Source organism: Chitinophaga sp. OAE865 (genome assembly GCF_040546735.1).
GTDB classification, from domain to species: Bacteria; Bacteroidota; Bacteroidia; order Chitinophagales; family Chitinophagaceae; genus Chitinophaga; species Chitinophaga polysaccharea_A.
The window spans coordinates 2,687,973-2,701,375 of record NZ_JBEPOF010000001.1 but is presented as its reverse complement, the minus strand read 5'-3'; the positions used below and the strand labels follow the sequence as shown (position 1 = coordinate 2,701,375).

Here is a 13,403-nt window from a genome sequence, read left to right as displayed (position 1 = left end):
TCCTCAGGCTTTTATTTCACCCGCTACAATCTGCAGGCCTTCTGCAAAAGTGCGGGGCTGATACCCAAGTTCTTTGGCCGCCTTGTCTATTATCAACCCTGTTTTGGCAGGGCGGGCCGCAGGTTGGGCCAGCGTTTTGGCGCTGATCTTTTCTACGAGGGAAGTATCCAGTTTAAAGTATTCAGCCGTTTGAATGGCCATATCGTAAGGAGTGAGAATTTCTTTTCCGGAGATATTAAAAAAACCGGTGGCTTTCTTATCTGCGATCAGCAAACAACCTTTCGCCAGGTCGTGGCACAAAGTAGGTGTACGCCATTGGTCATCTACCACCTTTACTTTTTTACCCTGTTGCAAATTATTTTTCACCCAGGTGATCATGTTATTACGGTGCGGATCAGCTACCACGCCGTAAACCAGTACAGTACGTACAATGGCCCACTGCAGTTTGCTGTTGATCACCAGCCGCTCTGCAGCTACTTTACTGGTACCATAATAATTAATGGGGTTCACGGTAGCGTCTTCGCTGTAAGGGCCCTGCAGGCCATCGAACACAAAATCTGTTGACAGGAAAATGAAAAAGGCATTGCAGCTTTCCGCTGCGTGTACCAGGTAGCGGGTGGCCCCTACATTGGTATCCCAGCAGGCATCTTTATTTTTTTCGCAGTCATCTACCTGCGACATAGCGCCGCCATGAATAATGATATCCGGCTTATGCTTTTCCACCAGTTGCTTTACACTGCCGGCATCGCGCAGGTTCACTGCCTCATAAGTGTATTTATCCCGCAGGGGGAAACGATTAGGGCCTCTGCCTGTGGCTATCACATCATATTTTCCATCTTGCAGAAAAAGGGGGATCAGATGTTGTCCCAATAATCCGTTACTACCAGTTATAAGTACCTTCATAAAGCCATGTTCAATACGCTATCTCTAAAGATAAGAAAAAAAGCATTTAGCTGCTCACCAAAATGCCGGGGCATTCTGATAAGCAGCTAAATGCTGATCCTTTACAAACTTTACTTGTGCATACCCAGGTTGTACATGGTAAATGCCCAGATATCCGCTGCTTCATCAATCATTTTGGAAGTAGGCTTACCTGCGCCATGGCCTGCCTGTGTTTCAATACGGATGAGCGTTGGGTTGGGCCCGGCATTATCCGCCTGCAGGGTAGCCGCAAACTTAAATGAGTGTGCAGGTACCACACGGTCGTCGTGATCGGCAGTAGTGATCAGTGTTGCAGGATAAGCGGTACCGGGTTTCAGGTTATGCAGCGGTGAATATTTCAACAGGTATTTAAACTGTTCTGCATTATCACTGCTACCATATTCCACTGCCCAGGCCCAGCCGATGGTGAATTTCTGGTAACGCAGCATATCCATTACTCCTACGGCAGGTAATGCCACTTTAAACAGTTCGGGGCGCTGCGTCATGCAGGCGCCTACCAGTAAGCCACCGTTGGAACCGCCACGGATCGCTATTTTACCTGGATTGGTATATTTCGCCTTCACCAGGTATTCCGCTGCACCGATAAAATCGTTGAATACATTCTGCTTCTTCTCCATCATACCTGCTTTGTGCCAGGCCTCCCCGTATTCGCTGCCACCTCTCAGCGACACTACTGCGTATATGCCTCCCTGTTCCATAAAGTAAAGATTGGAAACACTGAAGGAAGGCGTCACTGCAATATTAAATCCGCCATAGCCGTAGAGCAGCACAGGGTTGTTGCCATTCAGCCGGATACCTTTCTTATAGGAAAGGAACACCGGTACGCTTTCCCCGTCGGCGCTCCTGAAAAATACCTGCCTGGTTTCATACTGTGCAGGATTGAATTTTACTTCTGCCTTATTATATAAGGTAGAAACACCGGTAGCTATATCATATTTATATACTTCCGGCGGGGTGATGAAAGAAGTATAGGTATAAAAGAATTCCTTGTCTTCTTTTTTACCGCCAAAGCCGCCGGCTGTTCCGAGGCCAGGCAGTTTTACTTCGTGTTCCAGCCGGCCTTTATAATCATACTGGTAAACACGGGTAGACGCATCTTTCAGATATGAAAGGAATAATTTGCCACCGGCCAGGCCCACACCCTGGAGCGCCTCCTTCTTTTCAGGCACAATTACTTTCCAGTTGGCTTCAGCGGGGTTAGCGGGGTCAATCAGCACAATTTTATAATTGGGCGCATTGTGATTGGTACGCACCAGTAACTTATCGCCGTCATTATCTATTACCTCCGGTTCATTGGCAAAGCCTTTTACAAGCAGGCTGAATTCCTTTTGGGCAGGGTTCTGCAGATCACGGAACCAGAGCTCCCGGCCGGAAGTGCCTTCAGTAGTGGCGAGAATGAGGAAACGTTCATCTTCCGTAACATCCACACCGGCATTGCGCAGCGGATGTTCTTTATCCACATAAATCAGTTCATCTTTTTCCTGCGGATCTCCCAGGCGGTGATAATATACTTTCTGGAACTCGTTCTTTTTGGATAGTTTGCTTTGTTCATCGGGTTTGTCGTACCGGCTGTAATAAAAGCCGTTCCCTTTCCAGGACAGGCCGCTGAACTTCACCCATTCCAGTTTATCGGCCAGGGGCTGACCGGTTTCCACATCCATTACAAAACCTTCCTGCCAGTCGGAGCCTGCTTTGGAAAGCAGGTAGGCAAAATATTTCCCGTCTTTGGAGAACGACATGGAGCCCAAAGCGGTAGTACCTGCTGCAGAAAGTTTGTTAGGGTCCAGGAAAACTTCCGGTGTACCGCCTAAAGTGGCAGAGCGGTAAAGTATGGACTGGTTCTGCAGGCCATCATTTTTAAAGAAGTAATAATACCTGCCATGTTTGGTGGGGGCGCCGTTTTTCGGGTAATTCCATAATTCTTCCAGTCTTTTCCGGATTTCTTTGCGGAAGGGGATATTGGAGAGATAATTTTCTGTTACCTTATTCTGGGCGTCCACCCATGCCTTTGTTTCTGCGCTATGGTCATCTTCCAGCCAGCGGTATGGGTCTGCTACCGGGGTACCGTGGTAATTATCAACGGTATCCACTTTCTTTGATTCGGGATAAGACAACGTTTGCTGTTGCGCCATTGCCTGTCCGGCAATAAGACTTACGCTCATAAAGATCCACCTCCTATTATTTTTTTTCGACATGCGTAATATTTTTTAAAAAATTTATCTACTTTGTTTGATGGAAATTAAAAATTTAGGTTATTTCATCAGATAACAGTTAGAAAACAATTGCAAAATGTTATTTTTGTGCGCCTTTAAGATATTTTTTTAGCAATTTATATGAAAAAACTGAACAACATTGCAGTCCTTACATCAGGGGGAGATGCCCCTGGCATGAACGCCGCCGTTCGTGCCGTTGTAAGAACGGGCATTTATCATCAGCTGAATGTGTATGGCATTATGTACGGCTATAGGGGAATGTTGAAGAACGAGATCTTCCCGATGGAGTCAAAGTCCGTTGCCAACATTATTCAGCGCGGAGGCACCATATTGAAGACCGCCCGGTGCAAAGAGTTCTATGAATATGAAGGGCGAAAAATGGCTTACGAAAATCTGAAAAAACACAACATTGACGGGCTGGTAGTAATTGGTGGAGACGGCTCGTTTAATGGTGCGCAAAAGTTCAGCCAGGAATTTGATATTCCGTGTATAGGCTTGCCTGGTACTATTGACAAGGACATTGCAGGAACCGATTCTACGATTGGATTTGACACGGCTGTGAATACAGCGGTGGAGGCCATTGACAAGATCAGGGATACTGCCGATGCGCATGACCGTTTGTTTGTAATTGAGGTAATGGGCCGCGATGCCGGTTACATTGCATTACACAGCGGTATTTCCACCGGTGCGGAGCACATTCTGCTGCCTGAGCGCAAAACCGAAGTAAATGACATTATTGAAGAACTGCAGGCGAATGAACGCCGCAGAAAACTGGTTAACCTCATTGTAGTGGCCGAAGGCGATGAAACCGGCGGCGCTACTGAAGTTGGTCGTATTATTAAAGAAAGGTGCCCGCAAATGGATACCAGGGTAAGTATCCTGGGACATATCCAGCGTGGCGGCGCTCCCACCTGCACAGATCGTATTCTGGCCAGCCGCCTGGGCTATGCAGCCGTTGATGCCCTTCTGGAAGGCATCCATAATGTAATGATCGGTGTTGTTAACGACAAGATCCATTACACTCCTCTTGATAAAGCTGTAAAAGCCAAACAGGAAATTGACCCCGAATGGTTTAAGATTGTTAAAATTCTTGCGAGTTAAAAAATTAGACTTATGAGTACAAAGGATCTTTCGAAATACTATCACAAGCAGATGGATAACGCTGCGGGTAGAGAACACTCTTCGCACAAAACAAAAATCGTGGCTACCGTAGGCCCGGCATGCGACACCTATGAAGGCCTGCTGGCACTGGTTAAAGCCGGTGTGAACGTTTTCCGCCTCAACTTTTCACATGGCTCGCACGAAGATAAACTGCGGATTATTGAATATATCCGCCAGATCAATAAAACAGAACCTTACACGGTAGCCATCCTGGCCGATTTACAGGGACCAAAGCTGCGCGTGGGCGAAATCGAGAACAATGCACTCCCGCTAAAGAAAGGTGATCTGCTCACCTTCGTCAACGAAAAGCTGGTGGGCAATATGGAAAAAATATACGTTTCCTACCCTGACCTGTATAAAGATCTTAAAGTTGGCCAGAAAATTCTGCTGGATGACGGTAAAATAGAAACCGTTGTAAAAGAGATCACAGCCAACGGTGAAATCAAAGCGGAAGTTTCCCTGCCGGGCGTATTGTCCTCCAAGAAAGGGTTCAATCTTCCTGACACAAAAATCTCCCTTCCTGCACTTACAGAAAAAGATGTCATTGACCTGGAATTCATTATCGACCAGGAATGCGACTGGGTGGCCCTTTCTTTCGTAAGAAGCGTGAAAGACCTCACCGACCTGCGTAAACGCCTGGAAGCACGTAATTCTAAAATGAAGGTGATCTCTAAAATTGAGAAACCCGAAGCGATACAGAACCTGAAAGAAATTATCTGGGAAAGTGATGGCGTGATGATTGCCCGTGGCGACCTTGGCGTGGAACTGCCTGTAGAGCAGATCCCAATGATCCAGAAAGACATCATCCGCAAATGTATCCACCGCGCAAAACCCGTTATTGTGGCTACACAAATGATGGAAAGCATGATGGACCGCACCCGCCCGAACCGCAGTGAAATTACCGACGTGGCTAACGCCGTACTGGAAGGCGCCGATGCAGTGATGCTGAGTGGTGAAACCGCTACCGGTATGTTCCCGGAACTGGTTATCCAGACCATGAACAAAATTATCCAGGAAGTGGAAAAAGAAGCGATCATTTACAACCGTAACCTGATCCCTCACCGCCACTCTCCTACCTTCCTCAGCGACGCACTGTGCTACAATGCCTGTAAAATTGCGGAAGACCTGGATGCTGACGCCCTCATTGGTATGACCCAAAGCGGTTACACCGGCTTTATGCTGAGCAGCTACCGTCCCCGCAGCCCGCTTTATATCTTTACTAAAGAGAAATCGCTGGTAAACCAGCTGAGCCTGAGCTGGGGCGTACGCGCATTTTACTACGAAGAAGAAGAAAGCCTGGATGATATCGTATTTGACCAGATCAATATCCTGAAAGAAAGAGGATTCATTAAATCAGGAGATGTAGCCGTTAATACCGGTAGCACCCCCGTTAAAGAACATCTTCCAACAAATATGCTGAAAATCACGAAAGTAGATTAATAAGCTATAAGGATTTAGCAATGCAGCGGAGAGGAAAACATTTCCTTTCCGCTGTTTTTTTTAAAAGAATATATACAGACTTGTCTGTTTTATTAATTTATCTTAACATTGCATCATGAAAGAACAGGGCGCAAAAGAAAGAATTTTACAAACGGCCTGCGAATTGTTTTACCAGCAAGGCTACCAGGCTACCGGCATTAACCAGATCATCGAAGAGGCGGGGATTGCCAAGGCCAGTCTTTACCAGCACTTCCCATCCAAAGAAGCGCTGCTCACGGAATACCTGTTGCGGACCCGCGTAAATAACCACATTGAACGGATGGCTTATATCGACCAGTTAGCCCCTGGCCGGGAAAAGCTCATAGGCCTGTTTGAATTCCGCCGCCGGCACATGGAGAAAAGCAATTTCAGGGGTTGCGCCTTTATACGCATTGCCTACGAACTACCGGGGCTGAACGACGACGCATTGCTGCAGGTAAAAACACATACGCTCACGCTGAAAGCCTTTATTGCAGAACAGCTAAAGCTTATAAAAAAGCCTTATCCCGCTGCAGAACTGGAAGAAATGACTGATATGCTGCTGAATCTTTACGAAGGAGCAGGGCTTCAGGGCTACATCCAACGCTCAGCCAAACCAATGGAAGACACAAAGAAAGTAGTCGCCAGGCTGCTGGAAACATTATAAAAAAATTTACCTTTATGAAAACAGACCAGTCTGTATACATTAAAACCACCAGTGTAAACCCATGGGTATCACTGGCAGTGATCCTTCTGGCTCCGCTCATTACCGTGATCGATGTATTTATTGTAAACATCAGCACTCCTGCTATTAAAAGCTACTTTCACAGTTCTGATGCAGCACTGGAGCTGGTAATTGCCAGCTACCTGCTGGGCTATTCGGTATTCCTCATCACCGGCAGCAGAACAGGCGATTACCTGGGCAAAAAGAAAGTGTTTATAGCCGGGCTCGCCGCATTCACTATTACATCGGCGATGTGTGGCTTCGCTACTTCCATGGAAATGCTGATTGTTTCAAGGCTGCTGCAAGGCGTGGCGGCTGCTTTCACGGTACCGCAAACCATTACACTGATACAACTGAGCTTTCAGTCGCCCGCCGACCGCGACAAAGCCTATGGCCTTTACGGTATGGCCCTGGGCACCGGCGCCACACTGGGACAATTCCTCGGTGGCTACTTCATCACTTCACAACTGATCACCGACAGCTGGCGGCTTATCTTCCTGGTAAACCTGCCCTTTGGTATAGTAGCCATGCTCCTGGCCTGGTTCTTTGTGCAGGAATCCGGGCAAAACAAAAGCACCCGCTTTGATATCCCCGGCATCATACTGCTCACCTTAGCCTTATCTTTCCTGATATATCCTGTTATACAGGGCGCGGAACTGGGCTGGCCGGCCTGGACAATTGCAATGCTGGCAGCAGCCTTACTCCTATTATGCGTATTTATTTTTTACCAGCGCTGGCTTGGAAAACAGCAACGTGATCCGCTGGTTCCCCTGGAACTGTTCCGTATAAAGAGCTTCAATACAGGCATCATCAGCGTATTGTTTTTCTTTGGCGTAAATACCGCTTATATTTTTGTAGCAGCCATCTATTTTCAAAACGGGTTTCATATGTCGCCTTTTACAGCAGGGAATTATTTCGTGATGCAAACCATTCCCTTTTTGCTTGCTTCCTTATGGTCTATCAAAAATGCAGCAAGGTTCGGCATTCGCTTATTGCAGGCGGCCTGCATACTGATGATCCTCGCCTTTACTTTGCAACTGATTTTATTCCGGGGAGATGTATTAACGCCATGGGCCATTCTTCCCTGCCTGGTTATTTACGGCAGTGGCTCAGGTTTGCTGATGCCTTCCCTGTTGAAAGTGGCTATGTGGGATATGCCTCCGGCTAAAGCAGGAGCCGCCAGCGGCGTGTATTCAACAATACAGCAGTTTTCATCAGCATTGGGAGTTAGTATACTGGGAGGTGTTTTCCTTTACCTCGCACGGCACAGCGGTAATTTTTACCTGGCCTATAAAACTGCCCTGTTCTGCATGATGGGTTATCTGCTGGTAGTAATGATTGTATTAAACAGGATTAAGCGGTAACAGCAGGTTTGGCTTTTTTATAAGTGCCCAGGTAGATGATCAGTGCAACGAGGATCAATGCTGTACCAGCTACGCATACGCCATTCCATTGTGCAAAAGACCATACCCACAACCCGATGCCGGAGCCCAGCGAGGTGCCAATAAAACTGGTGGTCATAAACACGGTGTTCAAACGGTTCCTTGCTTCCGGCAACAACGTGTAGATGCGGGTTTGATTGGATACATGTATTCCCTGCAAACCAAGATCAATGGCAATGATACCAATGATGATACCGATAATATTGGTTTTGAAAATATAGAAAAGAAAATAACCGAAGAACAAAAAGATGATTCCATAACCAATAGCGATACGCGGGTTCTTCTTATCTGCAATACGCCCTACCAGTGGAGCGCCTAAAGCACCCGCCGCGGCCGCCAGGCCCATTAAACCAATTTGCTCGCTGGTGTATTTAAAAGGTGCATCCGATAAAAGGAAAACCACTGTTGTCCAGAACATCCCAAACATCGCAAAACAACAGGCATTGATAGCAGAAGCTTCCCTTAACATTGGCTGCTCTTTCACAAGCGTTAACAAAGATTTCATCAGGTCGCCATAACTCCCCCGGAAATTGGGTTTACTGGACGGAAAGGAAGTGATCATGATCACCGCCAGCAAAGCGCTGATACCGGCTGCTATCCAGAACATGGCGCGCCAGCCGAAATGATGTCCGACCACGCCGCTCAGTGTGCGCGATAATAAGATCCCAACCAGTAGGCCGCTCATTATGGTGCCAATCACTTTACCACGATTTGCAGGATCAGAAAGGTTGGCTGCCAGGGGTAATATCAGTTGCGGCACTACGGAGGTAAACCCGATCATCAAACCTGTAATTTTCAGCATGGTGATGTTCACTGATTCCGCAGCAGCCACCAGGGCCACTACAGCGGCAAGCGTCATTACCACTATCTGCCGTTTGCGTTCCAGTTTATCGCCCAGCGGCACACAAAATAACAGCCCCAGCGCATATCCTACCTGTGTAAAAAATGTTACCTGTCCCGCATTACTTTCAGTGACCTTAAACTCCTCACTCATCAATACCAGCAAAGGCTGGCTGTAATATATATTGGCAACGATCAACCCTGTGCACAGGGCCATTATCATGATATTCCACCTGCTAAGCGCCATAAAAATGTACTGTTTTTCAAGAGATGCAAAGATAGCCTTTTAGCTTTTAGGACGAGCTTTTACCGGAAAACGGTAAATTTGTGTGACTATTCGCTAACAGCTAAATGCTAACCGCTAAAAGCCACAGGTATGTTTACAAGCATCAATCCGTTTACACAGGAAACCATTGCTGTATATACAGCACATACACCGGAAGAAATAGAACAAAAATTACAGCTGGGGCATAAAGCTTACACGGAGCTGTTAAAGGTTCCCCTGGAACAGCGCCGGCAATGGATGATGCAGGTAGCCCAGTCCATGAAAAACAATGCAGATGAACATGCTGCGCTGATCACACAGGAAATGGGTAAAACGCTGAAAGAAGCGCGCGCGGAAGTATTGAAATGCGCTACATCTGCAGAATACTATGCAGAGAACATTGTAGAAATGCTGCAACATAAACCTATTGGTTCTGATGCATATAAAAGCTATGTATCGTACGAGCCCAAAGGGATCATCCTGGCAATTATGCCATGGAACTTCCCTTACTGGCAGGTGTTCCGCTTTGCTATTCCCAATATACTTGCCGGTAATACCGGCATCCTGAAGCACGCCAGCAACGTGAGCGGCTGCGCACTGGCCATTGAGAAAATATTTGCCGGAAGTAATTTTCCCGCCGGTACTTTCCAGTCGCTGCTGGTATCTTCCAAAGACATAGAGCCCATTATTGCAGATCCCCGCATACAGGGTGTTACGCTTACAGGCAGCACCCCTGCAGGAAAAAGTGTAGCTGCGCTTGCGGGAAAATATATCAAGAAAACAGTGCTGGAACTGGGCGGCAGCGATCCTTTTATTGTATTGAAAGATGCCGACCTGGAAGCCGCCGCCAAAACAGCAGTGCAGGGCAGGATGCAGAATGCAGGACAGTCGTGCATTGCCGCCAAACGCTGGATCGTGGAAAAAGAAATTGTGCCGGCATTTACAGCAGCAGTGAAACGCATTTTGCAGGACCTCAAACAGGGAGATCCCACGCTGGAAAGTACGCAGATGGGACCTATGGCCCGCCCGGACCTGGCAGATGAACTGGCCAAACAATTACAGGAAACTATCAAACAGGGCGCTAAGCTGGAGTTGGGCGGTACACATGAAGGCTGTAACTTTGCACCTACCCTGCTTACAGGAGTAACCAGCAAAATGACTGCTTTTAAAGAAGAAACTTTTGGGCCGCTGGCAGTGATCACAGAAGCTGCAGATGAAAACGATGCCATTGCACTGGCCAATGAAACCGAATTTGGCCTCGGTGCGGCACTGTGGACCAGCGACCTCGACAAAGCGGCGCAACTGGCCACGAAGATAGAGAGCGGGAATGTATTTATTAATGCAATGGTCCGCTCGGATGCGCGCTTACCATTCGGCGGCGTAAAGCAATCCGGTTACGGACGTGAACTATCACTGGAAGGCACACACGAATTTCTGAATATAAAGACTGTATATATACAACAATAAAGGCACTGGAATGACCACCTCTCTGAAACGCGACCGCTATACTCCCTATATCAGTTTCTCCCGTAAGGATTGGGCAGAAAGAAGCGGCGATGCCATGCTGCAACTACAGGACTACGACCTGGAAGCGCTGCACGGTATGAATGAACCACTCACACAGGAAGAAATAACACAGGTTTATCTTCCGCTGGCACACCTGCTGAACCTCTATGTAACCGCTTCACAGCAGCTGCATATCGCCACCAGCAAATTTCTCAGCAGCCAGGTACATAAGGTGCCATACATCATTGGTATTGCCGGAAGTGTGGCAGTTGGGAAAAGCACCACCGCCAGGGTGCTGCAGAAATTATTACAGGCATGGCCCAATCATCCGCGGGTGGACCTGGTAACCACAGACGGGTTCCTTTATCCGAACAAAATACTGGAAGCTAATAATATCATGAACCGCAAAGGTTTCCCGGAAAGTTATGATATCAAAAGGCTGATCCACTTCCTGGCAGATGTAAAATCCGGCAAAGAAAAGGTGGCAGCACCGTTGTATTCCCATCTCGAATATGATATCCTGCCCGGGCAGTTACAATGGATAGAACAACCCGATATTGTAATTGTGGAAGGCGTGAATGTATTACAGGTACGTCACCGCCAGCAGCAGAAAGATCCGGCTGTATTCGTATCCGATTTCTTTGACTTCAGTATTTATGTGGATGCTGCAGAAAAAGATATCCGTAAATGGTACATCGCACGTTTTGAAACCCTGCGTAAAACGGCGTTTCAGAGCCCTGAATCTTTTTTCCACCGCTATGCGCATCTTTCTGATGCTGCCACCATTGAACTGGCTACACAGATCTGGGAAGATATCAACAAACCCAACCTGGAACAAAATATTGCGCCTACCCGTTATCGCGCCAGCCTGATACTGGAAAAAGGACATCATCATTTTGTTCAATCCATCCAATTGAGGAAAACCTGATGCAAGGCACCGCAATTATCCGGCAACAGCTGCAGGCACTGCTGAAAGAGCCGCTGGTTCAATGGGAACAGTTTGAAGCCATCCTGCAGCCCGTAAATTTTCCGGCAGGTGAGCACCTGTCGGAAGCCGGTAAAACTGCCAATGCCATTTATTTTATTGAAGAAGGCATTGTACGGGTATATACTATCCACGACGGTAAAGACATCAGTATGGACTTTGCTTTTCCCTGCAGCTTTACCACTTCCTACGCTTCCTTTATTACGCAGAAACCAGCCGCAGTAAGTTTGCAGGCAGTTACACCCGTCCGCGGATATGCCTGTTATTACACTGATCTGCAACAATTGTATAATACCTCGCATCAATCGGAGCGTATAGGCCGCCTGGTAGCAGAACAGCAATACCTCCGCAAATACAACCGTGAACTGTCATTCCTGCAATATTCCGCGCAGGAACGGTATATGCAATTGCTGGAAGAGCACCCGGAAGTGGTACAGCATATCCCTGTCAAACAAATTGCTTCCTACCTGGGTATTGAGCCCGGAAGCCTGAGCAGGATCAGGAAAAAAAGAAACTAACATTTGTTAGTTTTATATTTCCGGAAGATACAGACCTTTGAGCCCTAAATAAATATACAAATGGCTTTCTTTTCCGGTTTATGCAGCATCGCTCTCCTGTTACTTGCAATAGGTTACATTTTTCAAATACCTCTCTTACAGCAGCTTCCTGCAGATGCGCGTATATCCGCTGCCGTTATGTTCATTCTCATAGGGTTTACACATCTGCTGAAGCCACGCAAGCTCAGTTATATGATTGAAGGAATGATCCCGTGGCCGGTATTCACAGTACTGTTTACCGGTGTGCTGGAATTATTACTGGGCATCGGTTTGCTGATTCCTTCCATACAATATTATGCAGGATGGGGCTTAATGATTCTTTTGGTAGCCATGTTTCCCGCCAACATCCGTGTGGCAGTACTGAACCTTCTGGCGCCTGGCGGCCTGCCTTCCAAACCATGGTATATATGGAGCCGTTTATTATTTCAACCTGTTTATATTTTATGGATATGGTGGGCCATCAATTAATCAATAACTTTATGCCATGTTATAAAAAATTAACCATGCGCATACATTATTTACGCAATGCCACATTGCTGATAGAATGGAACAATAAGAACATATTGGTTGATCCTATGTTAGGTGTTAAAGACAGCCTGGATCCCGTTCCCAATGCGGCTAACAGCATCCGGAACCCAATGACCGAACTCCCGCTCGACGATGCCGCATTAAAAGAACTATTATCATCCCTGGATGCCATACTGGTAACCCACCGGCACCGCGATCACTGGGATGTTACCGCGCAAGCCATCCTGCCTAAAAGTATTCCTTTATTCTGCCAGCCGGAAGATGAAAGCACTATCAGGGAACAGGCATTTACGCAGGTGATCCCTGTTGTGACCACTGTTACCTGGGAAAACATTAGCATCACCCGCACAGGCGGACAACACGGCACAGGTGAAATCGGTAAAATGATGGCGCCGGTATCAGGCTTTGTGCTGAAGGAAGGAAACAGTACGTTGTATATCGCCGGGGATACCATCTGGTGTGAAGAAGTGGCCACTGCGCTGGATACATTCCGCCCGGATTATGTAGTGGTAAATGCAGGTGCTGCACAGTTCCTGCAGGGAGATCCCATTACCATGACTGCCGGTGATGTGATCAAAACCATCAGGCACCCCGCACAACCTAAAGTGATAGCAGTGCACATGGGCGCTATTAATCACTGTTACCTCAGCAGGGAAGCCCTGAGAGCAGCAGTAGCTGCTGAAAAGCTAACCGCCATCGTTCCTGAGCAGGGAGAATGGATCCAACTTGTATAAAGAATTTCTTCAAAAAAAAGGGGCTGTTACCGTGCGGTAACAGCCCTT

The 13,403-nt window shown here is 47.3% G+C and carries 12 protein-coding genes; 9 read left to right on the top strand and 3 right to left on the bottom strand.

Features of this window, described 5'->3' with window-relative positions; genetic code table 11:
- Positions 1 to 3 precede the first annotated feature (3 nt).
- Both ABIE50_RS11050 and ABIE50_RS11045 read right to left on the bottom strand, forming a co-directional pair.
- Entirely contained in the window at positions 4 to 903 is a 900-nt protein-coding gene (locus ABIE50_RS11050) for an SDR family oxidoreductase (RefSeq protein ID WP_142683181.1), read from the bottom strand.
- 110 nt (positions 904 to 1,013) lie between these two features.
- The gene (locus tag ABIE50_RS11045; RefSeq protein WP_354027963.1) at positions 1,014 to 3,137 is read right to left on the bottom strand and encodes a prolyl oligopeptidase family serine peptidase; all 2,124 of its coding nucleotides are present in this window, start codon (positions 3,135 to 3,137) and stop codon (positions 1,014 to 1,016) included.
- 138 nt (positions 3,138 to 3,275) lie between these two features.
- Between ABIE50_RS11045 and pfkA the strand changes: the two genes are divergently transcribed.
- The 4 genes from pfkA (at position 3,276) to ABIE50_RS11025 (ending at position 7,862) form a co-directional block, all read left to right on the top strand.
- The gene (gene pfkA, locus ABIE50_RS11040; protein ID WP_142683182.1) at positions 3,276 to 4,256 is read left to right on the top strand and encodes a 6-phosphofructokinase; all 981 of its coding nucleotides are present in this window, start codon (positions 3,276 to 3,278) and stop codon (positions 4,254 to 4,256) included.
- A gap of 12 nt (positions 4,257 to 4,268) precedes the next feature.
- On the top strand, positions 4,269 to 5,756 hold the full coding sequence (gene pyk, locus ABIE50_RS11035; RefSeq protein WP_142683183.1) for a pyruvate kinase: 1,488 nt from the start codon (positions 4,269 to 4,271) through the stop codon (positions 5,754 to 5,756).
- 115 nt (positions 5,757 to 5,871) lie between these two features.
- Positions 5,872 to 6,441 carry a TetR/AcrR family transcriptional regulator gene (locus ABIE50_RS11030; RefSeq protein WP_209863510.1) on the top strand — a complete coding sequence of 190 codons (570 nt, stop codon included), beginning with the start codon at positions 5,872 to 5,874 and terminating at the stop codon, positions 6,439 to 6,441.
- 14 nt (positions 6,442 to 6,455) lie between these two features.
- Positions 6,456 to 7,862 carry an MFS transporter gene (locus ABIE50_RS11025; RefSeq protein WP_209863512.1) on the top strand — a complete coding sequence of 469 codons (1,407 nt, stop codon included), beginning with the start codon at positions 6,456 to 6,458 and terminating at the stop codon, positions 7,860 to 7,862.
- Here the strand turns inward: ABIE50_RS11025 and ABIE50_RS11020 are convergent.
- Positions 7,852 to 9,027, bottom strand: a complete 1,176-nt coding sequence (locus tag ABIE50_RS11020; RefSeq protein ID WP_209863514.1) for an MFS transporter — start codon at positions 9,025 to 9,027, stop codon at positions 7,852 to 7,854. The genes ABIE50_RS11025 and ABIE50_RS11020 overlap by 11 nt on opposite strands.
- Before the next feature lie 129 nt (positions 9,028 to 9,156).
- Here ABIE50_RS11020 and ABIE50_RS11015 point away from each other — a divergent pair, with 129 nt between their 5' ends.
- From ABIE50_RS11015 to ABIE50_RS10995, 5 genes are read left to right on the top strand one after another with little or no spacing between them, the layout of a single operon-like run.
- On the top strand, positions 9,157 to 10,512 hold the full coding sequence (locus ABIE50_RS11015) for an NAD-dependent succinate-semialdehyde dehydrogenase (RefSeq protein ID WP_209863516.1): 1,356 nt from the start codon (positions 9,157 to 9,159) through the stop codon (positions 10,510 to 10,512).
- A 10-nt stretch (positions 10,513 to 10,522) separates the two neighbouring features.
- A complete protein-coding gene (coaA, locus tag ABIE50_RS11010) occupies positions 10,523 to 11,479 on the top strand; it encodes a type I pantothenate kinase (protein WP_354027962.1) in 957 nt (318 codons plus the stop codon).
- A complete protein-coding gene (locus tag ABIE50_RS11005) occupies positions 11,479 to 12,054 on the top strand; it encodes a Crp/Fnr family transcriptional regulator (RefSeq protein WP_209863518.1) in 576 nt (191 codons plus the stop codon). The genes coaA and ABIE50_RS11005 overlap by 1 nt, the downstream gene beginning before the upstream one ends.
- 60 nt (positions 12,055 to 12,114) lie before the next feature.
- Complete coding sequence (locus ABIE50_RS11000; protein WP_209863520.1) at positions 12,115 to 12,561, top strand: DoxX family protein; 447 nt, start codon at positions 12,115 to 12,117, stop codon at positions 12,559 to 12,561.
- Positions 12,562 to 12,596: 35 nt separating this feature from the next.
- Positions 12,597 to 13,355, top strand: coding sequence for an MBL fold metallo-hydrolase (locus ABIE50_RS10995; protein ID WP_209863522.1), 759 nt, complete (start codon positions 12,597 to 12,599; stop codon positions 13,353 to 13,355).
- Positions 13,356 to 13,403 lie beyond the last annotated feature (48 nt).